The sequence below is a fragment of the Gracilinema caldarium DSM 7334 genome, assembly GCF_000219725.1.
In the GTDB taxonomy this organism is placed as follows: domain Bacteria; phylum Spirochaetota; class Spirochaetia; order Treponematales; family Breznakiellaceae; genus Gracilinema; species Gracilinema caldarium.
The window spans coordinates 1210344-1235859 of the sequence record NC_015732.1 but is presented as its reverse complement, the minus strand read 5'-3'; the positions used below and the strand labels follow the sequence as shown (position 1 = coordinate 1235859).

Genomic DNA, 25516 nt, shown 5'->3' with positions numbered 1-25516 from the left:
TATGGAACTTAAAATCAGAAAGAACGATGAAACTTATATCATCGATGTACAGGGGGAAATGGACCTATACAATTCTTATAAGCTTAAAGAGCTTGTAATGAAAATGCTTGAAAAAAAGGTTTCAAAATTCATTATCAATCTAGAGGGAGTAGATTATATTGACTCAAGCGGTATTGGCGCGCTTATTTATATCTGTTCCACCTTGAAAAAGATGAACCTCAAGCTTACTATTACTAATATTCATGGGTCTGTAAAAAAGGTAATAGAGTTGACAAAATTGATGGGGTATTTCCCCATAAGTGCTAACCTTGAAGAAGCCTTGAAACAAATGGAAGGTTAATAAACTTTTAACATAAGGAAGCATCATGGAACAAATATTGGAACTTAAATCAGACGGTTCGTCACCTCTCTTCGACAAAACAAATATGCTCTATAAAGAGTTTCCTTCTGATTTTAGACAAATCAGATATTTTACACTTCTTATCGTTCAATCAGCACCACCAGAAATAAAAGAACTTAACCTTTTGGAACAGCAAATTTCAGAAATTATTAAAAATGCAGTAAAGCACGGTAACCATAGTGATATTTCTAAGAAAGTGCGGGTCTGGTACTATTTTAGTCCTGAAGAAGCACGCCTAATTGTTGAAGATGAAGGAGAGGGGTTTAAAGATCTCGAAAAGTGGAATGAATTCAACCGGAAACGGCTCGAATGTCTTCATGCTCAGAATTTCGATGAATTAGGCAACTATGTTTCGTTCCGGACTGAAAAAAGTGATGATCATGATGGTGGTAACGCACTTTTTGCGGCACTTGAATATTGGAATGGTGGTTTTATTTATAATGATAAACGTAACGGCGTTGCAATGAAAAAGACCTTTCCGAAACGCCGACATGGTATTTCAAAAGAAGAATAAATGCAACAAATATGATTATATCATAGAGGGTGTCCTATTAAAGGACACCTTTTTTTTAAACCTTGCCAGCGATAAAGGATGCATCCTGATCGGTAAAGGGTCTTCCATAAATAAACTCAAATAAAAATCTAAGATCTTCTGGTTCAATAGAAACAAATCTACAGCCAAAATAGCCCATAGATGTATCATTATATCGACGTACTATTTTTGCACTAGTTTTTATTGATCTTTTCGGAGTAATCAATTCTACATCCAATTCTGAATCGACAAGAAAGGATGATGATAGAGATGAATGGGGATACGCAAAAAGCATTCCAGAAGCACTTATATCAACAACTCTTCCTTGGAATGACTCTTTCTTAACCTTTCCCTTGTCAAAATAACCATGTACTTTTAAAGAAAATGAGAGAACTTTAGTAAATTGATAGAGTGTATCAAGAATACTAAAATCAAAGGGAGGTTTATTCGCTTCTTCGATCCAAAGATGTATATAACCAATAACATATTCTTGAAATAAAATAGGAACCCATGCATCAGAATAAATACCTGCATCTCGTTTTGTCTTTATAAAACGAGCTAAGGCATCTTCTACATATAGTTTGTCTACCCCAGAACTTTCAAGAAAACGTTTAAAAATATCTTCAGTAATAATCTTCTTCTTTGGATAGGGATCGATTTGTGGAAGATCAGTTTGAGTTGAAGGAATAAAAAGGGCTTTACCTGTTTCTGCGATAATTTTTTCTTCCATATTGGTAGGTTTATTATCCTTAAACATCATTAGTTTATAGCCCGATGAATTTTCCTGAGACCAAAACGAAAGTTGATTAATGAGCTGTTTAATATCCTTTGGATCAAATTGTTCATTTAGACTATGTATATCATCCTGTTCGTATTCCTGTATTTTAGGGAAATTTAGGTTATAACGATCCCCATGAAAGGTTAACTGAACGATTAAATCTGAAGGGGTTGGAACTCGAGAGTAAGATCGATCAAGATTTTTATATAAATATTCAGGTGCTTCTACTGAAATAGTAGTTTCTTTTATAAGAATCACCTTCGCAGTAAATGTTATAATTTGTCCACGATAGTCAAAAACCATAGATAATTTTTGTCCTAACCTTAAGCCATTAATTGGTTTATTTGACTTTAATAATAATTCTTGCTTTGGAGGTTTATCAACAACAACAGTATATTCAGTTTTATTATAAAAAACCATTACTGGTAATTGTTCATCAAATAAAACTTTAAGAAGAAAATCTTTTTCGATACGTTTTATTGGTGTAGACATTACATTCTCCTATAAGAAGTGTTTATATTGTAATAAGTTAAATTCACTTTTTTTATCCTTTTCAAAAGATATATCATCAATTACCCATGCTGTATTTACATATCGAATATATATCACTCCAGATACAGATTCTGAAGGACCCAAAAGACGTATCAATAGTGAATACCTATCATTTTCTTCAATCTGTCCACCGCCGATGCGGAACTGGCTTACCTTACTAGAACGAAGAAGTGTCGTTACTTTGTTTTGATCTGACAGTGGTAAAAATGAAAAAAGTGTTACATCATACGTAGCATTGAGTAATTGTTTACAAAAATCTTTTGCAATATTATAGACTTCAAGAGGGATTTCACCTTGTCCAAGTTCACCAATTATAAAGTCCTCTGGAAGATGTTGTTTTGCATTTATATTTGGAATTCCAACGTCGATACTATTGATGCTTTGATTACTTTTCCCTATTACCGTAGAAGTACCTTTCATTTTGATTGTCGGTACTGCTATCCCCTTATCTATTGCTGAATCTTCTTGAGCCTCTAGTGTTTGTGAGCTAGATTCTACTTCTCTTTCGTTTTTTGAACAGGTTAAACTTGAGAACACCCCTACTATGAGCAATAATATCTTCAATCTATCCATTGGCTATATTCTACTCTTTCATTCCTTACACGTCAAAGGGATCGCAAATTTCTTCAGATCCTATAGACAGAGCTACTTCTGCTTTATAATATCTGGTTGTAAGGAGCAAAGATAATGGGTTTTACGGTTGCTGAAAAAATTATTAAGGCACATCTTATAGATGGTCAAATGGAAACGGGATCAGAAATTGCCATAAAAATTGATCAGACCCTTACACAGGATGCTACTGGTACCATGGCTTATCTACAATTTGAATCTATGGGCTTAGACAGAGTTCAGACAGAGCTTTCAGTTTCCTATGTTGATCATAATACTTTACAAGAAGATTGGAAAAACATGGATGATCACCGGTATCTTCAGAGTGTAGCTGCCCGTTATGGTATCTGGTTCTCCCGTCCTGGGAATGGCATTTGTCATCAGGTACATCTTGAACGTTTTGGATTGCCAGGAAAAACATTGCTTGGGTCTGATTCCCACACACCCACTGGCGGCGGACTCGGTATGCTTGCCATTGGAGCAGGAGGACTTGATGTGGCAGTTGCAATGGGTGGTGGGGCTTTTCATCTTATAATGCCTAAAATTGTTGGAGTTCACCTCACAGGACGTCTAAAAGGTTCCACCTCTGCAAAGGATATTATCCTCGAATTACTACGCAGAGAAACAGTAAAGGGCGGAGTCGGGACCATATACGAGTACTTTGGAGAGGGTGTTGCATCATTAAGTGTAACCCAACGGGCAACTATCTGTAATATGGGAGCAGAATTGGGGGCAACGACTTCGCTTTTCCCTTCTGATGAAATAACGAAGCAGTTCCTTGATATGAGAAGTCGTGGAAATCAATGGTTACCATTACAAGCCGATCCTGATGCTCAATATGCCCGGATCATCGAAATAAACCTAGACACTTTACAGCCTATGATTGCCCAGCCTCACTCTCCTGATAATGTGATTGACGTTGCAAGCATTACTGGAATTCCTGTTGATCAGGTGGTAATTGGCTCCTGCACTAATTCATCCTTGGAAGACCTAGCAGCAGTTGCATCTATTGTAAAAGGGAAAGTCATAGATCCTCGAGTTTCAGCAGGAATTACTCCTGGAAGCCGTACTACCCTACTCGCGGCTGAAAAGGCTGGTATTTTAGGAGAACTCATTAGGGCTGGATTCCGGATCCTCGAAAGTGCCTGCGGACCTTGCATTGGTATGGGTTTTGCACCAAAATCTGGTGGTATAAGCCTACGAACCTTTAATCGCAATTTTGAAGGCCGTTCTGGGACTGCAGATGCAAGGGTTTATCTCTGTTCACCAGAAACAGCTGCTGCAGCAGCTCTTACAGGGCAAATAACCAATCCAAACCAATTTACAATAGACCACACCAATCTGGATACCTATTTGTTAGCAGGTATTGAACTTGCAGATGATGGAATGCTCATCCCGCCAGTTGCAATTGAAGAAGCTAAAAAGATAACTATTGAACGGGGACCCAATATAAAACCATGTCCAAGTCCTGAACCAATTCCTGATAGTATACAACTACCGGTCCTATTAAAAACAGGAGATAATATCAGTACCGACGATATTATGCCTGCAGGTGCAAAAGTCTTACCCTTGAGATCTAATATTCCAGAAATTTCTAAGTTTGTATTTACCCGGCTTGATCCAGATTTCTGGAAACGGGCAAAAGAGGTTGGCTCCTGTATTATTGTTGGTGGCAATAACTATGGTCAAGGGTCGTCCCGAGAACATGCAGCCCTCGCACCAATGTATTTAGGAGTAAAAGCGGTATTAGTAAAGTCCTATGCTCGGATTCATAAGGCTAATCTTGTTAATTACGGTATACTGCCTCTTATTTTTATCGATCCTGAAGATTACCATAAGATTGATCAAAATGATCAATTGGAACTGGCTCATCTTCACAGCCTTTTAGAGACTGGCAGTTCAAGTTTTGAAATCTTTAATAAAACAAAAAATCTCATAATTCGAGTAAAACTTGATGTTGATGACCGATCTCGTCGTATTCTACGTGCAGGGGGGCTCGTTCCCTATACCCGTTCTGGAGGTAACTAAAACAGATAATGAAGCACAACCTGGCAGAGATGCTACAATCAGGCTTCACGGAACCATTCAGGGACAATATCTGGGGACATATCTATATGACTCCAGCCATAGCGGCACTCTGTCGGTCCGCTTCATTTAACCGGTTACATCATATTCGTCAACTTGGTCCGACCTATCTTGTCTATCCAGGAGCAACCCATAGTAGAGCAGCTCATTCTATTGGGGTATATCATATTGCCAAAAAAATGATATATATCCTCCTTGAACGGGGAGCAGATGCATTTATTAGTTCCGAAGGTCTTTTTTCTTTTTTATGTGCAGCCCTCCTTCATGATATTGGGCACTTTCCTTATACACACAGTCTTAAAGATCTTCCCCTGGAAGAGCATGAAGTCCTCACAGGTAAACTTATCCTGTCCGAGGAATTAAAATTCCTCATTGGCCATACCGGAGCGGATCCTTATATGACCGCTGCAATTGTAGATCATAAGCTTCCTATCCATGGTAGTGAAGAAATCCTTTTTTATCGTCATCTTCTTTCTGGGGTTCTCGATCCTGACAAACTTGATTACCTAAACCGGGACGCCCATCATTGTGGGGTTCCTTATGGGAATCAGGATATAGATTTTACTTTGAGCAGACTTTATCCAGATAAAAAACAGGGGCTTTCCATAGATACAAAGGGAATTGCAAACATCGAGGCTATTCTTTTTTCTAAATACCTCATGTATCGCTCAGTTTACTGGCATCGGGAAGTCCGTTCTGCAACAGTGATGATGAAAAAATGTATTAGAACCAGCCTTGCTGCAGGGTTTCTTCATCCTGAGGACCTCTATAATCTTGATGATACCGGTCTATTTACCAGACTTGCCTGTGTTAACCATTCCAGTGCCCAACTGGCAGCATTGGTTCAAGAAGGGCATATATGGCCATCAATCCTGGAATTTCCTCTTGAAATAGATAAAATTGCTCAAAAGCTCGATTGGGAAACGAGAGATTTTATGGAACAACGTGTAGCTGAATTACTATCTTCTGTGACTGGAATTCCGGTTTCGGTAAATCAGCTAATCATCGACATACCAGAACCTATCTCATTTGAAACCAATCTCGCGCTGCATGAATCGGAAAAACCATTTTTAACCGGTCCAACCGTATTTAGTACGAACACTATGGAAAATTTTGCGCGGGTTCTTAGGGTTATACGAATATTTACTGAACCAGATGTATATAAAGCATTAAAAAACAACTTATCCAAGGTGACAGAAGTCTTGCGAAACACTGAAACATGGCTACACTTATAGATAGTAAGGAGTACTCAATGGATATTCATAACACTATCGAAGATAGAGTATTAAACGTGGTACATGAAATATTTGATTCTATAGAAAAAGCAGGAAGACCTGACAAGCCTTGTACTTGTTATCAATGCAGATTAGATACAGCTTGTTATGTTCTCAATCGATTACCGCCGCGTTATGTGATTTCAAGCCGCGGTGTGGCACGGTCAGAAAGCGAGACTTTAGAAAAACAGCAAGAAGATGCAGATATTGTGTCTTTGGTATATGAAGGACTTAATAAAATTGCTAAATCAATGAGACCCCACTTTAGCCATACCCCTGGTGATAAGACATCACCATCTATTATCAAGGGACCTGTCTATAATATACCTACAATTATTGGTAGAGTATTTAACGGTATAAATTTTGAGCCTATAAGTAATATTGATGTAATGCTTCTTGAAGATGGAAGTCTAGCTACCATGATTGATCCCAATTGGCAAAATCCCTATCGGCTTATTCCTAATACAGCGGGGACTTTTACGTTCTGGCCAAAGCCCCAAAAAGCTTATAAGGTTGGTGAACAAAAGAACTTTAATTTTGCAATAGTAATTAAAGCTGAAGGTTTTGAATCATTACAACATTTTTTTTCTATTTCCGTTGTCAGTGAAGAACTCGTTCAAACAAGTTATTCAATGCAGAGAACCTATAAAATACCTGATCTTTATGTATTTCCACCAGGAAATGATGAAGATGAATAATACTTCTTATTAACCTTTATATATACCACCCCATGGATTGACCAAGGATAATTAATTTGATATAGTTCCGCTTATCTTAACGGGATGTAGCCTAGTGGCTAAGGCGCTTGCTTTGGGAGCAAGAGATCGGCGGTTCAAATCCGCCCATCCCGATGCTAATGAATATTATAAAATCCGTTGCAAAGGCTATTTCAGATTTTAATTTAATCCAAAAAGGGGATCGTGTTCTCATTGGAGCATCGGGGGGCAAGGATTCTTTAGCTCTTAGCTATATTTTAACACAGCTTAAGCATTGGCCATCCTATGAATGTTCACTTACCGCTGTACAGGTTGTAACTCATGATATAGATGAAAATACGGCTTTACAGAAGCATTATCAGATGATGGATATACCCTTTGTAGTTCTTCATGAACCACTGAGTCCAGAAAAGCAACAGAATCTTACCTGCTATACCTGTGCTACATATCGTAGAGTGATATTGATGAACTATGCTAGAGCACATCATTTTAATAAAATCGCCCTGGGCCACCATCTTGATGATGCTTTAACAACACTTCTTATGAATCTCATCTTACAAGGCAGAATCGATGTCCTGGAAGCAAAACGGTATTATGAACCGTTTCATGTAACCCTCATTCGTCCACTTATCTATACACCAGAAGAAAGCATCATCCGTCTTATTCGTACCCACGGATGGCACACTGTAGCTTGTAGCTGTGTAAGGGGTAATCAAGGAATCAGAGCAGAATATCGGAAAAAGCTAGAATTCCTTACCGGTGGCGAACTCTCTGCAAAACTTCGATTACTCTCTGCCTTTTTAAAGAAATAATAAGCAGACACGGCTTTTTAACAGCAGGTACCTGTTCCATCGTTTTATGATGGCTTTCATTTCAAAAATAATGTATTCAGAAAAATACAAAAAAAGCATACGATTTAAAAATCGTATGCTTTGAAGTTGACTGCGGCGAAGAGGACTTGAACCTCCATGCCTCTCGGCACCAGCACCTCAAGCTGGCGTGTCTACCAATTCCACCATCGCCGCGTGAAATTGTGATTATATAATACAAATTTCAAAAAAAAATGTCAATATCTTATACCTTTTTTTATCATAGTGTTCCTATTTGAATTAACATCGTATTATTCGATTATTGGGTCAAACTATACAAAAAGGTGCCGAGAATATAACCATGGAATACGCTCAGCAAAACACAACTTACAGTTTTTCACAATTATACAAATTACTTATGTCTGTCATTTTTATAATCAATATGATTGGTTGTTCCAGTACTCCGCCTCCTGCACCACCACAGGAAGATGATGTATGGTCCTTTATAGAAAAAGGTAAAACCGAAAAGGTTCAGGAATTTTTTAAAGGGAAGATGGATATTAATGCAACCGATACAAAAGGGCGAACTCCTTTACATCGGGCTGTAGAATTACAAGATGCAGAACTTACCAGTCTTTTTATTGCCCTAGGAGCAAATATAGATGCTCAAGATAATGATGGGAGAACACCTCTTGAAATTGCTTGCCTTAATAATGCCTCTGCTTGTATAGAAAAATTAGCTCAAGCAAAGGCTAATATATTTCTTGCAAGTAAAAGTGAGACCCAACCATTCTTAGTAGCAATGCAAAAGGGTGATCCTCTTTTAAAAGCGTTACTCAATAATGATACAGTATTACAAAAGAATAGTAATGGGCAAAATACGCTTCATATAGCTGCAGCAAAAGGCAACATTTCTGCAGTAGATGCAATTCTTAATCTTTCTATGCCTTTGAATCTGAAAGATTCTAGTGGAGATACAGCCCTGGATATAGCTTTAAGTTCACCTGAATCATACAATCATGCCAGTGTGGCAGAAAAACTGATACAAGCCGGGTATATCACTAAAAATGAAAAATTTTCTTATTTTATCATTGCTGTACGCACGTCAAATGTCAATGTTCGCTTTTCTGATGGTCTTTCTCCCCTGCACTATGCAAGCCGCTATGGGCATTTAGGCATTGTGCAACTCTTATTAGAACGAAAAGCCGATGTGAATGTGAAAGATTCTTCAGGTACTACCCCGCTGCATGAAGCGGCTAGGGGTGGCTACCTGGATATTATGCAATTATTGATCCGTTCTGGGGCATTAGTAAATGCTCAAGATGCCAAAGGGAATTCTGCACTTCACATTGTAATGCCCACTATAGTCAGAAAGGATGGGATGAAACTACTCCTTGATAATGGAGCAAATCCAAATCTTAAGGATAATCATGGAGAAGCCCCGTTACACCTTTGCGTCGCACTTGATATGGGAAAAGACATTGCGGATTTACTGGTTTTAAGGGGTGCAGATGTTAATATTCGAAATACTAAAGGAGAAACTCCCTTACATATTGCGGTAAAATTTAATCGTAGCGATTATATACTATTTCTCTTAAGTAGGCAGGCTGATATATTCGCTGATGATACGGAAGGGAAAACGCCCTTTGATTTGGCCTTAGCGATTAATAACTCAGCCTTAACAGAACTGATAACACAAGAGACGGTTCTAAAAAGTGATAACAAAGGTAATACTCTTTTACATATAGCGACAATTAATAGTGCACCAGTAAAAATAATTGCCCAAATTATTGACAATAAAGGTTCGGTTCAGAGTAGAAATAAGGCTGGTGACACAGCACTACATTTCGCCGTGGAATTGGATGAACGAGAAATAGGTGAATTACTCATTACCCGAGGAGCTGATATCTTTGCAGTAAATTCAAAAGGAGAAAGTCCTCTCTACTTAGCTTTTAAAGATCCTAATAATATTAAACATTGGATGCTCAATTCATCAACCTATGATGCTCAGGATGGCTTAGGGAATGGTATTCTACATTATACAGCTCAATGGCGTATGGATTCAATTATTCCTTTATTAGTCCAACGGGGTATTTCTTTAGAAATGAAAAATGCTACAGGTGAAACTCCCTTATTTTTTGCTGTCAGAAACAACGCACCGAAAACAGTCAACGTATTACTTTCTGCCGGAGCCAATATTCAGGCTCGCGATAAATTGGGTAATACGGTTCTCCATGCTGCAGTTCGTTGGAACGCTACTGATTGTGTACCTGTACTGCTCCAATCAGGATTGGATGTAAATATACAAAATCTTTCTGGGGATACAGCTTTACATCAGGCTGAACGATTAGGAATTGGTATTATTGCAAACCGTCTTATTCAAGCCAAAGCCGATTTGGAAATAAGAAACAACCAAGGACAAACCCCATTATTTGAAGCAATTATATCAGGTGTTCCTTCTAATGTAGAAGTATTACTTGATACAGGAGCAAATCCAATGGCTCGAAACATAAACGGTGATACACCATTACATATTTCAGTTTCAAGTAATCAAAAAGATATATGTAACTTGTTACTTTCCCGAGGTGCAGCGATCCATGCACAGAATGCACAGGGGAAAACCCCTTTTCAACTTGCTATGGCAGGTTCCCCTGAAATTGTAAGAGTCCTGTTAACTAAAGATCGACTTGCTCTCTCTGATGATTACGGCAGATCACCGCTACATATCGCTGTTCTCTCTGGAGCAGCCATACCTATAATAAAAACAATTACAGACCTGGGAGGTCGTCTCAACATGGTGGATGCCCAGGGTAAAACAGCCCTCAGAATCGCTATCGATCAGGAAGCATGGGAAACAGCAAAATTTCTCATCGATATTGGGGCAGATCTCTTTAATATAGCCTCAGATGGAGAATCAGCTGCTTCAATGATTATTTCCAGGGGGCCTGAAATAATTAAAGTACTCTTAAATACAAAAAATATAAATAATAAAGATCCTATGGGAAACACGATCCTACATCTTGCAGCAAGCAAAGGAAACGAGGCTACAATAAAAACCTTGATTGAACTTGGTGCATTAAAAAGCATAAAAAATAATGAAGATGAAACACCCTATGATATTGCTAAACGATGGGGAAGAACCAATATCATGAATTTATTACAATAATTCTACTAATTCTGATATAACCGTCAATTACATTCCGTTGATGGTGTAGCTTGCAGGAGCTAAACGATAGGGTAGCAATGCTTCTCGTTCGGCTACGGTTGTACAGGTTGGGAGCTTATCAAAGAGATAACAGAGGTACGAAAGGGCTCATGTCCGTTTGCCTTTACGGTCTCGATGAGGCTGTAGAGCTCTGCACTGGGCATGAGCACCCCAGAGCACTACCCGAAAAGAGCCAGTTCTTTCGTCCTACCACAAAGGGCCAAATCGCATTTTCAACCCGATTCGTGTCAGGGGTTAGCGGCGGATGTTCTACAAACCGAATCGTCCGATCAAACAGTTCTTGCGCATAGGCTATGGCCATTCCCAGTTTACTCTTCGGAGCCACCTCATAGGAGCGTGCCAAGAGCCAGGACCGCAGTTCTTCAAAGATCGGCACCATGGCACGATTCCGCTCGCTAACAAACTGTTCAGTGGTCAACTGTCCTGAGGTGAGTTTTCCCCGGTACTCCGACTCAAGCCGCAAGATGATCCTAGCCCTTATACCCATCGGTCTGGATATATCCTGAGAAACCTTTCAGCAGGGTATCGGCAAGACTGCCGGATCGGCTCGGATGATAGGCAAACCGGTGTATCGGCTTCCCATCCACATAGCCCACCGCAGCCCACATGTAGGATTTCTTACCCGGTGGGGAGGTTCCATTTTTAAGAGCCTATCCCTAATTTTGTGTAAACGGTAATTGTCATAGCGATACCCGATCGCCATAAAAGATGCTGAATTGATGCATTGCCATACCCCAGTCTCGGATAGGCATGGTCCATTTTTTAGAGATATGTTGTAATCCCATAAATACCAGCTTTAGCGCTGCATCGGTTGTGGGAAAGCTCAACCTGTTTTTAGTGATTCTTCGGATTGAGTAATTTAACGATTCAATCGCATTCGTGGTGTAGATCACTTTGCGTATTGGTTCCGGGTATTTAAAAAAGGGCACTACTTCTGCCCAACGCATTTTCCACGATCGAGCAATCATGGGGTACTTAGTATCCCACCGTTGGGCAAATTGAGTGAGTTCCTCTTCTGCTGCAGTTTCACTTGCCGCAGTGTAAATCTTTTTAAGGTCCGCAGCTACTGCTTTCCGGTCCTTATAGGGCACGTATTTCAACGAGTTACGCACCATGTGGACCATACAGAGTTGGACTTCCGTTTTGGGGAATACCGTGGTAATCGCTTCAGGGAAGCCGCTTAAACCATCTACGGCTGCTATTAAAATATCCTGGACACCCCGATTCTTAAGCTCATTAAGCACCCGCAGCCAAAATGATGCTCCTTCTGCCTGGTCGATCCAAAGCCCTAAGAGCTCTTTTTTGCCCGTTATAGTGATGCCGAGGGCTAGATACAGGGCTTTTTTAGCTACGTTCCCATCATCTCGGACATTGAGCACAATGGCGTCGAGAAACACGATGGGGTACAAGGAATCCAGGGTCCGATTCCGCCAGGTGTCTAATAATTCTTTAACCGAATCGATTGCCCGGCTAATCAGCTCTGGGGATACATCAACCTGATATATCTCTTTGAGGTGTCCTGCAATTTCTCGGGTCGTCATCCCTCGATCGTACATGGACAGGATTTTGTCATCAAAGCCTTTAAACTCCCGTTGATGTTTGGGGACGATAGCTGGTTCAAAGGTGCCATCCCGATCTCGTGGGACCTCGATTTCTATTGGCCCCTGATCGGTTCTAAGGGTCTTTTTCGTTTTCCCGTTCCGTCGGTTAGTCGTTGGTTTTTCACCCTGGTCATGCTTTTCGTAGCCCACATGTTCAGTGAGCTCTGCTCCCATGGACCGCTCTATCAGGGCTTTGGTTAACTGCTTCAGCAGGCCGTCGGGACCTATGAGATCATCAGGACCTCGATACTCTTTCATTAATTCATCCAGAACTTCTTTGGTAATGGCCATACGTACTCCTTCTTGTAGTATAGCCGTTTACACAAAAATTGTTACAGGCTCTCTTTGAGCCTCATGTAATAATTCATATACTAACGGGCTGTTACGAGTATGCTTGATATCTGGATTTGTGAAGAGGCCTGATATACATAAATCATCATAGTGGCTCCCTTCAAACACCTCGAGTACTGTTAATCGAACTTTATTTGTTGTTTCAGGAAAATCTATTTGTGCAAAATGAACATAGTCTTCAAATTCGTACTCAAACGCAAACGTTTCACTCTGTACTGCAACTTTTTTCATTCTGGCATTACGTTTATATAAGTGTCTTCGTTCCATATCCACAAAACCATTTAAGACGACCACATTATCACTTGGTATATGGAATTCTATATCTATCGTGAGGCCTACCCCATTTCCCGGAGCTCCTTCCACCATTGGGGTTGGATCATTTACAAAGTACATTGCTACTAAACCTCTATTTAAATAATAATAAAACCAGCGGTACTGTATTATATCATCATTATATAGATACTTAACACCTCGAATTGTTTCTTCTAAAAATGGGCTAGATAATGTTACTCTTTTTATCACTTGTGGAAGTATAAAAGTAACATCAAAATAAGGATTACGTAAATTGAGGTTTTTCTGTAATAATCCTTCCTGGAACTCTTGCAATCGTTTAAAATTGCTAACATAAGATTCGCTCAACTTTGGTGGTATTCTATTTTTTGCTACATATCCACCACCAGTTATGATGACCCATTTCGTATCTCCTTCTTGAACTGTCTGAAAGCCATCTGCTTCGGTCTGTATCCTCTTTCGTTCTATCCTTAAGATTGGTTTCGTCTCTCTAAGATAGATATAATTGTTATCTGCCACGATAAAGGGGTAATCGTGTAATGGCTTTTCAAGACTATAATACTTATAATGTGAATTAATAAAATCAAAATTGGTATTATAATTTTCAATTCTTTGAATGTATGAAATTGTAGGAAATATCCATACATCCTGTTCTTCCCCAAAGATATTGAATATTACTAATGACATGTTAAAAAGTGTAAGTAATTTATTCTTCATGGCAACCTACCTTCCTACCTTGATATAGGGATTATTTTGTTCTATTAGCTTTCCATACAACACATAGCCGTAAGGAAGTTTTAAATCATTTGTTAAATATGATGTAAAATTGGTAAATAATGTTACACCCGTTTGTCCACCCCAATTTCCAGTTACAGGACAACCAGTATTACCAAAATTGATCGTAGGATGCATTGCTATTGATGCATTTGATAAGGTTGTGCTTCCATCTGGTTTTACTCTTGTGCCTGCCATGATTGTTCCCATAACGGCTCGTAAATAAGGATCATCCTTTGCAATGCCCCATAAATCGATTTTGCTGTTATCAGGATATTGTAATAATACAAATCCAATATCTCCCTTCATAAGTGTTTCTGGACCTACATTCACCATTCCATGACTATTATATACTGAACTCCATGGCACCTGTACAAAAGCATCATATTCATTATCATCAAATATTGTCTGCACTGAGGTAAATCCATTAAATCGCTGTGGTCCCATAAGCATATTACCTTCAAGGTCCCACTGGGTTACTTCAACACTATCTTTTCCAGCATAAGCTAAATTTGGGGCTTCTTTTGAGTTTCTAACAAAATAACTTAAGGGATTTCGAATGATATTCATCGATGTGGCTGCAAATTCGTATGTGCCCTGCTCGTTAAGCCATCCATACAGACCTCCAGGTAGAACGGTATTGGTTAGTGACAAATCCATTCCAGACCATACATTTTCTGTTGTATCCCAAACTCCTCCTGCACGTTTTAGTAAGGCATCTCCTGCTAAACTCAAGCGTTGTGCTTCTGTAATATTATTCGGTAATGTTCCGCTGCGTTGTACCTTTCGTATTTCTGCATCAGAAAGTCCCAAAACATCTTTCAGTGTCTGATAATCATAAGTATCTGTGCTATTTAATGAACTCCCCAACTGATCTTCTATCTTTTCAAGACCCCATATTTTTGCCAATGCAGCAGCCCTTCCAGGCATGGCTTGTATACTGGGATCATTAATGGTATACCCACCAACTTTGTCTCCTTCTGCATTCAAATAGGTAAAGGTTAAGGCTTTCTGTTTATTATCAAAAATCTTGTGGGTACCATTTGCATATACCCGTATTTCCATGTTTTGTTTTGAGCTTTCATTTTCTTTATATGATGCTGGATCCAACAGTGCGGCAATCATACCCAGGGCAAATTCACGATCACCCTGTAAGCCGAAGATCTCAAGTAAGGTTCCATAGGTCTGTAGCCCCTGCTGATGCGCTACTGCTTCATACCGATTCCCCGCCACATGGGTCCCCTCATGGGCCATCACAGCTGCAAGCTTTGCAGCGAGCTCTTTTCCTTTACCTAAAAAATCGCTTGAAAGTTGTATTTCATTCGGTATATCTGTTCCGTTATATGCTCCGTAATAGCCATCGGCTGTCTTTAAATCCTTGCTATACCGCACCTTTCTCCTATCGTCCCAGATAGCGCGACCCAGGGCAAAGTTATTTGTATCCCCCGAATAGCCCAGCATGTTCACCGCATTTAAGGTTGATACCCCTTCATAGTGGCCTGCAAGGCTTGCTAGCTTTGCCCCGCTTATCTTTAGGGTATCCCGTAGGCCGCTCATGCTTTCTGCAATCGTCCCCAGGCTCACATCGGCTCCTCCCATCCCGATGTTCATTGTCGCACCGTTTTTACCCAGGTGCAACTCTAAAAGGGGGAGCACTTCCCTTGCGTAGTTTCGGGAAGGGGGCTTGCGTACTATTTCCGGGGGTCCTGTCTTAAAGAAACGAGGGGGACCCCCTGCCCCCTCGTTTCTTTCCGCCACCCCTCACCACCTTTTCTCAACGCCCCCTTCCCGTCAATCACTCAGGGTGTACGGCTTCGGTTGCCGCGGCTCCCCCTCGCTCCAGCCTCCTCAGGGCGGGAGCCTCGGTGGTGGTTAGTTGGCCCTTCTGCACTTTTCGTGTCTGAGGTGGGGGATGGAGCCTTACGGACCAGCATACCCCGCCCTTCCGGGGGCTTCCGCTACCCCTACTCCTCTTGTCTGCCAGCTCTTCCAATGCTACCATTTTCCCATGTCTCAACCACACGATACAGTTTTGTTAAGATTTCTTTTCTCATTCCCAAGGCCCTATCATATACTCAAGTCCTGTATCAACAACCCCTTTGTTACGGACCTGGACTTTTCCAAACACTGTTAAATAGAGTAGTAAAACCATTTATATAAAAAAGAGCCAAACTCTCATAATTTAATTCTTGTTCCTTATCTCTTTTTTATATCGTTCTAAATATTCAAATACATGTATTTTCCTTAAATATTGAATGACCTCTTGTTTTTCTTCTTCAATACTCCGAGTTCGTTCTTGTGGTAATGCAATTGCTGTCACGCATGTGTCATCGTATTTAAGGCCTTTGTATACTTCAAGTATGGTAATCTTTACCTTCTTTGTCTTTTGCGGAAGTGGCACAGAATGATATGCAACATAATCAGGAAGCGTATATTCAATGCTAAATTTTGGTTGTTCGGATTCTACTCTGATTTTCTTTAACCGATTATTATTCTTATAAGCACTCATGTTTCTAAAATCTACATATCCATTTAAAATCATAATCTCATCGCTAAACCTTGTAAATTCTACTTCAAGCCACTGTCCAATTCCGTCACCGGGAACTCCCTCGGCCCAACAGCGCATAAAATTGTCAAAGATAGGAAAAGAAACATCTATATTTTCTTGTAGTTTACATATTCTATTAATTAAGTATGCAGGTTTATAATCAACCATTTTATTAGCGATAGTCTCTGTTAAATAAGATGAAGCATCTACAGATTTGATACCGCTATCTATATACTCATATTCAAAAAACCCATCACCTACTCTTGCTCTTCTCCTATGCTCTATCATTTCTTCTATTGACTTTTTATAATTTTCTATATGATCAAAACCATACATTAAATTAACAACGTTATTTTCAATTTTTTTTTCAATAATTATTATATAATCTTTGCTTTGTAATAAATATATTCTTGTATTTTCTTTGCTACCTAGATGTTTTGCATTGTAATATCTATATCCTGTACTAGAATCTATAATTATTTCACTTATTTCATATAACAGACTCTTAAAATTATCATAATTATCAGTGTTATTTAAAAAAAACAAAAATTTATTATAAATAATAATTTTAAAATCATTATATTCTATGAACTGCACAGTTGATTTTTTCCCAGTATTCGCACCAAACCATGTCGAATCCATTGGAAACCAGAGCAGTTCCTGGGCATTCAAAAACACCGTAAGCATTATAAGAAACACAGATACCATTTTCCCTTTCATATTCGCCGTCTCCATATGTGATACTCACTAATATTTGTAGTAAGTAGGTGTCTGCTGCCCTACTAAATGCACTGAAAACTCATATCCTTTATATATTCCCCACTGACTCATCAGTTGATTTACTATTTGTTGCATATAGTAGGCTCCTGATTGACTACCTGATGTAGAATAAGCAGCAGAATTCCATATTATTGGAGAATTTATATCACTCATCGGTCCGATACAGCCAGCAGAACTCGCTCCTTTATCAAAAGAATGGAAAAGCCACCGATCCTCGGTAGGATACCCTGTTCTTCTTCCGGCTTTCGTTAGTATTTGAGTACCCGCTGTATCACTTAAAATCTGAGCATCAGTTAAAACACCTACATATGCAACACCGTACGTAGCGACAGGATAATCAATAAAATGCATTTTGAACCATTCTGAAACTATGGTATTTCCTTTATATGTATTACCTCCAATTGAAACTTCAGTTCCACTACTCTTTTTATCAATGCTTGCCCAGTTTGTTGTTGCTCCATTATATAACTCTGTTACACCGGTATCGAGATTTCTCTTGTAAAAAGACACATCCGCACTATCTTTTACATTATAATCATTGGAAGCTACATTATTTTTCCAAACATCGAAAGCATCAGCATCCCTCCTTATTTCCATCCCTGCTGTAAACTTTTCCCATTGCCCATTAACAAGACGTATCCCTATCGATTCATTTGCCTTCATACCTGGGACCTTCATCCCAGTTCCAATCCAAATATCTTTCCCATAAGTATATCCATTTTGTACTAGTAGCTGTTCTATAACTAATTTCTTCTTTTGTTCTTCTGTGAGATCCGCCATACAAAATCCTTCTTTACGTGCTAGTATTTTATCCTTTTTAGACCACCCCAAAACATCTTGAAGTACTTTATCATTAAATGAAAAGATATCCGTTTTTGGTACTGTGGCTAACTTTGATGGTGATGTTAGTGATTCTTCATACATTTTCTGTATCATTTTATCACCAAGAAAATTGTAGAGCGCTAACATCCTCGAACCTGTATATTCAGAACCTTCTATTTTTTCTCTTTTTATGTTACCATTTGCATCAATATATTCTCTATAAAACGCTCTCTCTTCTGTATCTTCTATGGTTCCGTCCATTTTAATTAACCAATAATCTTTACTCGCATCATAGCCCGCAAGCAGCTTACCCAGGGCTTCATAGTTGTTGCTTTTCAGTGCTTCCAGGTAGGTGTTCACTTCACCGGTCATGGCTTCCCCGATGCTCCCCATCCCGTAGGTCTGGGCTAAGGCAAAAGCAGCCCCTATGTGTCCCAGGACTGCCTGCTGGGTCTCTATCCGCTGGCCTTCTACTCCATCATCTATACCGTTCCGGTACGCTTCGTGGGCTAACAGAATGTTGAGACCAAAGCGGCTGCCATCAGCAAGGGCTCCCTGCCCCAGATAGATGGTTTTTGTGCCATCCCCATTCGCTTCGGTCTTTGCTTTATAGTCTCCGCTGGCAAGCTCCTCTATATTCGTCTTTCCGCTCAAGAGTTCCTGGTACAGGGCAAGCTCCTGTGCCCCTCCCACCGAATACAGGGTCCGCATACCGCTGGTGTATTTGTGGGCTTCATCCTGTTTGCTCGTCCACAGCTCTGCATTCACCCGCCAGGCATCCAGTCCTGCGATACTTTGTGCCACAGTCCCCAGGCTCACATCGGCTCCTCCCATCCCCACGTTCATTGTCGCACCGTTTTTGCCAAGGTGCAACTCTAAAAGGGGGAGCACTTCCCTTGCGTAGTATCGGGAAGGGGGCTTGCGTACTATTTCCGGGGGTCCTGTCTTAAAGAAACGAGGGGGCCCCCTGCCCCCTCGTTTCTTTCCGCCACCCCTCACCACCTTTTCCCAACGCCCCCTTCCCGACAATCACTCAGGCTGTACGGCTGCTGTTTCCGCGGCTCCCCCTCGCTCCAGCCTCCTCAGGGCGGGGGGATCGGTGGTGGTTGGTTTGCCCTGGTGCGCTTTTCGAGTCTAAGGCGGGTTATGCGGCCTTCATGGTCTGCACACCCCCGCCTTTCCGGGGGCTTCCGCTACCCCCACGATGGGGGGGGGAGGAAAATGGGATATACTGTAGTAAACTATCTTGACTTATTTTGTATGAATTGGTTTTCATAACCAATAAAAATGTGCTTCATGCTGACAACCGGAAAAATACCCGAAAGTACTTGTTGAAGCTTAACTCAGTTTGTTTATTGACTTTCTTTCTTATCATTTCCTGTAGAAATGTTTCGAAACCACTCTCCTACGCGTTCGCCCGCTATATTATAAGCTTCAACAGGGATAACTACCACTTGTTTTTTTTCAAGAACCCCTTTACGTACAGCGGCCCTAAAGTCGGATTCAGATAAATCGACATAAAATCTGTATGCAGGTGTATTTGGTTGTCGTGCAGCAAAGGGTCGCTCTGGATCCTCATTCTTCCAAATATCAACTACAAACCGTACGATATCGGATCGTAGCATTTCCATGCTCACTAATTCACATGTTGCAAATCCAGAATCATATCCAGCAACCCAAATTCCATTTTTCCGTACTATACCACCAAGATACGTTTCTTCACTTAGAGCTATCGGTATTATATCAATTGTAAAACCCCAATCTTGTTCTAAGATTTCTTTAAATGTACTTGAGCTTAGCTTAGTAAGACGGCTATCTTCATGGTTAGCAACATCCAAACTAACACTCTCGTTCGATTGTTGCAGTTTGTTTGTATCCATTTCTTTAGTATCTTCTTTTTTTAAGCTGCAAGTAATTAAAGAAAAGCAAAGACCTATAAAAAACAGTAAATTTATTATTCTTATCGCCATATAAACTCCATATGTAAATGAGTACCTGTGCTTAAAGGAAGTTGTCCCTCATATAAAGGACCAAAAGTTAAGCCTGGGGGAAGACTGTATCGATATAAGTTATTTAATACAGCGGATTGATTTAGATTCATCAATCGCTGTAATTGCCAACTATTACCAAGATGCACATACCGAATATCCAGCGGGCCGGCATCCATTTGAGCATACCCACCACTATCATCTCTCCAACCAAAAGGATTGCTCTGTGTAAATATCGTTGCATTCGTAAAAGTTTTGGTTATCAATGGAATATCACGAGTACCTAAATCAGCACTCATTGCAAATTTTCCATCACGGGACCAACCATGTTCTTTTCCATCATCATATCGTGTCCGGGTGGTCAAATAAATCGGATCATCTGAAAGACGATTTGCACCAACCCTTGGTGTAGGACTACCATCTGGCCCAAGCAAAGGAGAGATGGTTTCATTCAAGATATATTGATATATCGGATGATTATCTGAACGAGTTTTATTTTGATAGATCTCATTTAAAGCTGAGGCAACCTTTCGTTCATTAAAAGCTGCGGCTGCTCTAGCATTCAGCAAACCCGGTACACCAAAAGATCCGTAACGTTCGCCATAAAGTGTTGCATCATATTGCTTTGCAAACCCTTCAAGCCCTGTCACCATCCCTTTTCCTGCTAGCGCTACGTCGTCTATGGTTCCTGCAATCCTGCTCAGTTCCAGTTTGTTTGCCATATCATGCTTAAATGCTGCGACCGCAGCACTCATACTTCCTCCGTATTTCGTTGCCACCTGATCAACATACTGCATTTGAAACGTATACTGTGCTTTGAATGCACTCGTCGTTTCAAACTGGAAACTTTCATCATTGGTACGGTCTTTTTTATCAGCTATCGTTCTGACTTTGTTATCTTTAAAGACTATATTATATCGATCAGACTCGAGTATCTTTTTTGCCTCTTCTTTGCTGATTCCCATGGCTGATGCAAAGGATCCATAGAAACTTTCATCGTTTGTTTTCTTCAATAACCGACCATTTTCATCATATAAATCCTTTTTTCCATCCCATACTAAATTCCCATCCTTTGTAACCCTCCAATAATCCCCACTCGCATCATAGCCTGCAAGCAGCTTACCCAGGGCTTCATAGTTGTTGCTTTTCAGTGCTTCCAGGTAGGTGTTCACTTCACCGGTCATGGCTTCCCCGATGCTCCCCATCCCGTAGGTCTGGGCTAAGGCAAGAGCGGCCCCTATGTGTCCCAGAACTGCCTGCTGGGTCTCTACCCGCTGGCCTTCTACTCCATCATCTATACCGTTCCGGTACGCTTCGTGGGCTAACAGAATGTTGAGGCCAAAGCGGCTGCCATCAGCAAGGGCTCCCTGCCCCAGATAGATGGTTTTTGTGCCATCCCCATTCGCTTCGGTCTTTGCTTTATAGTCTCCATCGGTCCGCGCTTCGATGTTGGTTTTCCCTTGTAACAACTCCTGGTACAGGGCAAACTCCTGTGCCCCTCCTACCGAATACAGGGTCCTCAGGCTACTGGTGTACCTGTGGGCTTCATCCTGCTTGCTCGTCCACAGTTCTGCGTTCACCCGCCAGGCATCAAGCCCTGCGATACTCTGTGCAACCGTCCCCAGGCTCACATCGGCTCCTCCCATTCCTACGTTCATTGTCGCACCGTTTTTCCCAAGGTGCAACTCGAGTAATCCATTTTTGACCAAGTTACCATTTCTATCCTGTATCCCAAACATGCCGAAGTTAAGCACATTCAGGGTAAAGTCTCCCGTAAGGGCGTAGTTTACTCCCTGACCGGCGAGGCTTCCTATGGTGTTTGAAAGGGTTGCCGCGTTGGCATAGGTTTTTCCCACAAAGCCTTCGAGCCCCAGATTCAGCATCCCGCTTGTGAAGCTACTGGTCATCCCCGTGGCAGCGCTGATGAGGCCGCCCTGGACACCAGCATTAAAGGCGTCAGCAGACCAGCCGAGGCCGAGGAGGTTGCCATCTTTATCATATTGCAGATTAACGGCGTTGATGGCGCTGTTCAGGGTGCTGGTGGTGAGGGTTTGCATACCGCTGAGCATGGTGCTTCCGATAACACCGCCTATGCCTTGCGTACTGTTGGCTACCGTTATCGCAGGGCTGAATACCTGACCCACCCCAACATTCACCGCACTGCTGAGGGCTTTCTTCCCGAACTCAAGGCCCGCTGCCTCCCAGCTCTTGTAGCCCCCGCCCACATCGAGCATCGTAAAGACCGCGTCATCGGCCAGGTTCAGGGCGGCGTTCATCAACAGAGATCCCGCTCCGGGGAGCATGACGCTGGCCGCGATGGTCACCCCGATATCGGTGATTCCACGAATCGTCGGCGCTTTGAACCAGCTACTCCGGTCGTCCCAGGCGGGCTTATCCCACATAGGCTTATTCACACTCGCCCAGCCCTGGCTTTCCTTCATCGACCAGTAGATGTAGCTTCTCATGAGCCGGCCCAGCTCGCCCATACCACGATCCTGCCAAAGCTGTTCCAGCCCGTCATCAATATTTGGGCTTTCTTTTAACACCGGGTCATAGCCGATATGGCTCCCAAACTCGCCGGCACTCCAGGTCTTCGTCTGCCGCAGATTTTCATCCTCATAGGTTTCATCTTTATATACTGGGACTTTGGTAACCACCAGGTTGCCGTCGCTATCGGTTGAGGTGACTTCCCGCTCCCCTATCTGCACCTTCCTCGTCTTAAAGAACTTGACTATTTTTGTCCGCTTTTCTTTCGCCTCCTCGCTGTTGTCGGTCTCGGAGCCGAAGATCCTTTCACTTGCTTCCTGCACTTCCTTCTGGGCCTGGCCTATCAGGGCCTGGATGGCGCTGTACTCTAGCTGGGCGAGCTTCGTGTCCGACAGGTCCGTCCTGAGGCTCACCGGCTGCATGAGGTAGGCGATGTAGCCCTGGACGCTCGCCCCTTCGGTTACCACCGGGTCCAGGAGGGTTGAGTAGACTACCACGTCCTTCCGGTAGTGCTGGCCTTCCTTCCGCCAACTGCCCTTAAGCACAAAGGTTTCATCCATGCTCTCCCGGAAGTTCTCGTTGGCCCTCTGTACCTGTTCTTCCAGTCCCTTGATGCTTGCCTGGGCCATGTCCCGGGCCTGGGCGGCGACGAGCCGGGCTTGCCGGCTTGCTAACTCCTGGTTCGCTTCCTTCGTAAACCGGGCTGCCGCTACCTGGGCTTTCCCGCTGTCCCAGAGCCCGAGGCCCCCCAACCCGGTCCGTACCTGGCTCACGGTGGTCTCCGCACTGCCCATGCTGGCGTTCAGGGCGCTCGTCAGGTTGACTATGCCCGCCAGGCTCAATACATCCCGTATCCCCGCCTTCGCTTCCTCGGCCCCGCTCGAGAGCTCCGCCACAAGACCTAGGGTGTCAAAGGTTCTCGCCCCCGCTTCCGCATCCTGGCCTACCAGGGCGAGCATCGCTTCGCTGGCTGCGGTACTCGCCGCCGCGGTTGCCCGCTCGGCCCAGGCTTCTTTTTCCTTAAGGCCCTCCAGGTAGGCCCCATCCCAGGCGGCACTCCCCTGGGCGTAGGCTTCGGTAAAGCTCTTCTTCCAGCTCGTGTAGCTATCCCGCAGGCGTTCCGCTCCGGCCTTCCAGTCAGCTCGGCCCCGTTCGAGGATGAGCCCCGCCGCTTCCCGCCAGGCGGCCTGTTTCTCCTGCAGGTCCCGCCGCTCTACGTTCCACTCCGCTTCCCGGGCCGCAAGCTCCGCCGCAAAGCGGGCCCGATAGGTCTGTCCGATGGAATCGGCCAGTTCCTGACCCAGCTGGGCATATTCCCTCTGGTAGGCACTGGAGCCATTGAGCATACTCTCCAGGTTGTCTTCGTAGACTCCTACGAGCTTAGCGAGGTGGGTCTTCTGGCTTGCCGCCTGGTCCCCATAGGCGGCCCTCGCTGCTGTGTCCAGGTCTGCCTTGCTCGCCTTCCCGGCGATGTAGGCTTTCAGGGTGTCCCGGTACTGCTGCTGGGCAGCCTGCCGCACCGTTTCATCATCGGCCCAGCGGAAGGGGGAGCACTTCCCTTGCGTAGTATCGGGAAGGGGGCTTGTGTACTATTTCCGGGGGTCCTGTCAGGGGAAAACTCATGGGACAGGGCCCATGAGCTTTTCCCCTGACACCCCCCACCACCTTTTCCCAACGCCCCCTTCTCGACAATCACTCAGGGTGTACGGCTTCGGTTGCCGCGGCTCCCCCTCGCTCCAGCCTCCTCAGGGCGGGGTACTCGGTGGTGTTGCGTGGGCACTGGTGGGCCTTTTAAATCAGGGGCGGGTTATGCGGCCTTCATGGTCTGCACACCCCCGCCCTTCCGGGGGCTTCCGCTACCCCCACTGCGTCCCTTGTCTGTCCCACGTCCCTATGCTATCCTCCTACCCATGAAGCAAGTCCATGACTATGGCTACAAGGATCTCTTTTCTCATCCACAAATACTACAAGAACTCCTCCTCTCCTGTGTCAATGAGCCCTGGGTGCAGTACCTGGACTTTTCACGAGCCTGTACTATCGATAAGTCCTTTATCACTCCAGCCAAGAAGAAGCTTGAATCAGACCTTATCTGGCGCATCCCCTTAACCACGGGGGTTGAAATCTACCTCTATATCCTCATGGAATTCCAATCGACCGTCGACCATTTCATGGCCTTGAGAATATTGCGGTACATCCTGGAGTTCTATGCAAGCCTCCTGAAACAGGAGCCTACCCTGAAAACCCTGCCGCCGGTATTTCCTATTCTGTTGTATAATGGGGAGGCCCGCTGGACTGCACCGGAACAGCTGGCTGAACTCATAGATAACCGCATTCATCTGGACTTTATCCCGCAATTTCGCTATTTTAAAATTGCAGAGAATGAGTTTGAGCGGCACCAGTTGCTTGCCCTCAAGAATCTTATTGGTGCCTTATTCTTAGTTGAAACGACGACCCCCGATGAATTGGCGGGGGTGTTTAAGCAGCTGGGGACTTTGCTGGAACAGGAACAGCCTGAAGTCTATCGGGCGTTTTTATCCTGGCTGAACACGTTTTTCTCCAAACCGGTACCCGATTGGGTGACGGAACAACTCGACACAAAGGAGGCTCCCACCATGCTTGCCACAACACTGAATAAATGGAAACAGGAACTGGTACAACAGGGTGTACAACAGGGGTTACAACAAGGGTTACAACAGGGGTTACAACAGGGTATTTTCAAAGGGAAACTCGAAGGTAAGTTGGAAGGTAAGCTTGAAACCGCCAAAAAACTGAAAGAGAAGGGCTTAAGCCTGCAGGAAATTGCCGAAGTTACGGGGCTCAGCATCGAAGAAGTGCAAAAGCTATAAGGGTGGAACTATCAAGCCAGGGGTGCCGCTTCTGTTGCCGCGGCTCC

Annotated in this window: 19 protein-coding genes and 2 tRNA genes; 9 read left to right on the top strand and 12 right to left on the bottom strand. The window is 42.9% G+C overall.

Features of this window, described 5'->3' with window-relative positions; all coding sequences use genetic code 11:
- Position 1 precedes the first annotated feature (1 nt).
- Both SPICA_RS05545 and SPICA_RS05540 read left to right on the top strand, forming a co-directional pair.
- On the top strand, positions 2–340 hold the full coding sequence (locus SPICA_RS05545; protein ID WP_013968551.1) for an STAS domain-containing protein: 339 nt from the start codon (positions 2–4) through the stop codon (positions 338–340).
- 25 nt (positions 341–365) lie between these two features.
- Positions 366–914, top strand: coding sequence for an ATP-binding protein (locus tag SPICA_RS05540; protein ID WP_013968550.1), 549 nt, complete (start codon positions 366–368; stop codon positions 912–914).
- A gap of 55 nt (positions 915–969) precedes the next feature.
- Here the strand turns inward: SPICA_RS05540 and SPICA_RS05535 are convergent, their stop codons facing one another.
- Positions 970–2202: a PilZ domain-containing protein gene (locus SPICA_RS05535; RefSeq protein WP_013968549.1), complete on the bottom strand. Its 1233-nt coding sequence runs from the start codon at positions 2200–2202 to the stop codon at positions 970–972.
- A gap of 9 nt (positions 2203–2211) precedes the next feature.
- Positions 2212–2835 (bottom strand): hypothetical protein, encoded by a 624-nt coding sequence (locus tag SPICA_RS05530; protein WP_013968548.1) that lies wholly within the window; start codon positions 2833–2835, stop codon positions 2212–2214.
- A gap of 114 nt (positions 2836–2949) precedes the next feature.
- Between SPICA_RS05530 and SPICA_RS05525 the strand changes: the two genes are divergently transcribed.
- From SPICA_RS05525 to SPICA_RS05505, 5 genes are all read left to right on the top strand, one after another.
- On the top strand, positions 2950–4899 hold the full coding sequence (locus tag SPICA_RS05525; RefSeq protein ID WP_013968547.1) for an aconitate hydratase: 1950 nt from the start codon (positions 2950–2952) through the stop codon (positions 4897–4899).
- Positions 4900–4928: 29 nt separating this feature from the next.
- Entirely contained in the window at positions 4929–6191 is a 1263-nt protein-coding gene (locus SPICA_RS05520) for an HD domain-containing protein (protein WP_013968546.1), read from the top strand.
- 17 nt (positions 6192–6208) lie between these two features.
- Positions 6209–6928 (top strand): late competence development ComFB family protein, encoded by a 720-nt coding sequence (locus SPICA_RS05515; protein WP_013968545.1) that lies wholly within the window; start codon positions 6209–6211, stop codon positions 6926–6928.
- An 80-nt stretch (positions 6929–7008) separates the two neighbouring features.
- Positions 7009–7081 (top strand) — tRNA-Pro (locus SPICA_RS05510).
- A gap of 5 nt (positions 7082–7086) precedes the next feature.
- Positions 7087–7758 (top strand): PP-loop family protein, encoded by a 672-nt coding sequence (locus SPICA_RS05505; protein WP_013968544.1) that lies wholly within the window; start codon positions 7087–7089, stop codon positions 7756–7758.
- A 131-nt stretch (positions 7759–7889) separates the two neighbouring features.
- Here the strand turns inward: SPICA_RS05505 and SPICA_RS05500 are convergent.
- Positions 7890–7971, bottom strand: a tRNA-Leu gene (locus SPICA_RS05500).
- Positions 7972–8077: 106 nt separating this feature from the next.
- Here SPICA_RS05500 and SPICA_RS05495 point away from each other — a divergent pair.
- Positions 8078–10921: an ankyrin repeat domain-containing protein gene (locus SPICA_RS05495; protein WP_169311861.1), complete on the top strand. Its 2844-nt coding sequence runs from the start codon at positions 8078–8080 to the stop codon at positions 10919–10921.
- A gap of 163 nt (positions 10922–11084) precedes the next feature.
- On the opposite strand, the gene SPICA_RS14770 is transcribed toward SPICA_RS05495, so the two are convergent.
- The 9 genes from SPICA_RS14770 to SPICA_RS05450 all read right to left on the bottom strand — a co-directional run bounded on the left by SPICA_RS14770 (position 11085) and on the right by SPICA_RS05450 (position 24143).
- Positions 11085–11468 carry an IS66 family transposase gene (locus tag SPICA_RS14770; protein WP_083819959.1) on the bottom strand — a complete coding sequence of 128 codons (384 nt, stop codon included), beginning with the start codon at positions 11466–11468 and terminating at the stop codon, positions 11085–11087.
- The gene (locus tag SPICA_RS15250) at positions 11452–11589 is read right to left on the bottom strand and encodes an IS66 family transposase (protein WP_083819868.1); all 138 of its coding nucleotides are present in this window, start codon (positions 11587–11589) and stop codon (positions 11452–11454) included. The genes SPICA_RS14770 and SPICA_RS15250 overlap by 17 nt, the downstream gene beginning before the upstream one ends.
- 72 nt (positions 11590–11661) lie before the next feature.
- Complete coding sequence (locus SPICA_RS05485; RefSeq protein WP_013968542.1) at positions 11662–12873, bottom strand: IS256 family transposase; 1212 nt, start codon at positions 12871–12873, stop codon at positions 11662–11664.
- Positions 12874–12900: 27 nt separating this feature from the next.
- Positions 12901–13941 (bottom strand): NADase-type glycan-binding domain-containing protein, encoded by a 1041-nt coding sequence (locus SPICA_RS14765; RefSeq protein ID WP_013968541.1) that lies wholly within the window; start codon positions 13939–13941, stop codon positions 12901–12903.
- Positions 13942–13947: 6 nt separating this feature from the next.
- Positions 13948–15756 carry a hypothetical protein gene (locus SPICA_RS05475; protein ID WP_013968540.1) on the bottom strand — a complete coding sequence of 603 codons (1809 nt, stop codon included), beginning with the start codon at positions 15754–15756 and terminating at the stop codon, positions 13948–13950.
- A 424-nt stretch (positions 15757–16180) separates the two neighbouring features.
- Positions 16181–17266, bottom strand: a complete 1086-nt coding sequence (locus SPICA_RS14760) for an NADase-type glycan-binding domain-containing protein (RefSeq protein ID WP_013968539.1) — start codon at positions 17264–17266, stop codon at positions 16181–16183.
- A 27-nt stretch (positions 17267–17293) separates the two neighbouring features.
- A complete protein-coding gene (locus tag SPICA_RS05460) occupies positions 17294–18994 on the bottom strand; it encodes a hypothetical protein (protein ID WP_013968538.1) in 1701 nt (566 codons plus the stop codon).
- Between the two features lie 506 nt (positions 18995–19500).
- The gene (locus SPICA_RS05455; protein ID WP_013968537.1) at positions 19501–20118 is read right to left on the bottom strand and encodes a hypothetical protein; all 618 of its coding nucleotides are present in this window, start codon (positions 20116–20118) and stop codon (positions 19501–19503) included.
- The gene (locus tag SPICA_RS05450; RefSeq protein ID WP_013968536.1) at positions 20109–24143 is read right to left on the bottom strand and encodes a hypothetical protein; all 4035 of its coding nucleotides are present in this window, start codon (positions 24141–24143) and stop codon (positions 20109–20111) included. The genes SPICA_RS05455 and SPICA_RS05450 overlap by 10 nt, the downstream gene beginning before the upstream one ends.
- 390 nt (positions 24144–24533) lie before the next feature.
- Between SPICA_RS05450 and SPICA_RS05445 the strand changes: the two genes are divergently transcribed.
- Positions 24534–25469 carry an Rpn family recombination-promoting nuclease/putative transposase gene (locus tag SPICA_RS05445; protein WP_013968535.1) on the top strand — a complete coding sequence of 312 codons (936 nt, stop codon included), beginning with the start codon at positions 24534–24536 and terminating at the stop codon, positions 25467–25469.
- Positions 25470–25516: the final 47 nt, after the last annotated feature.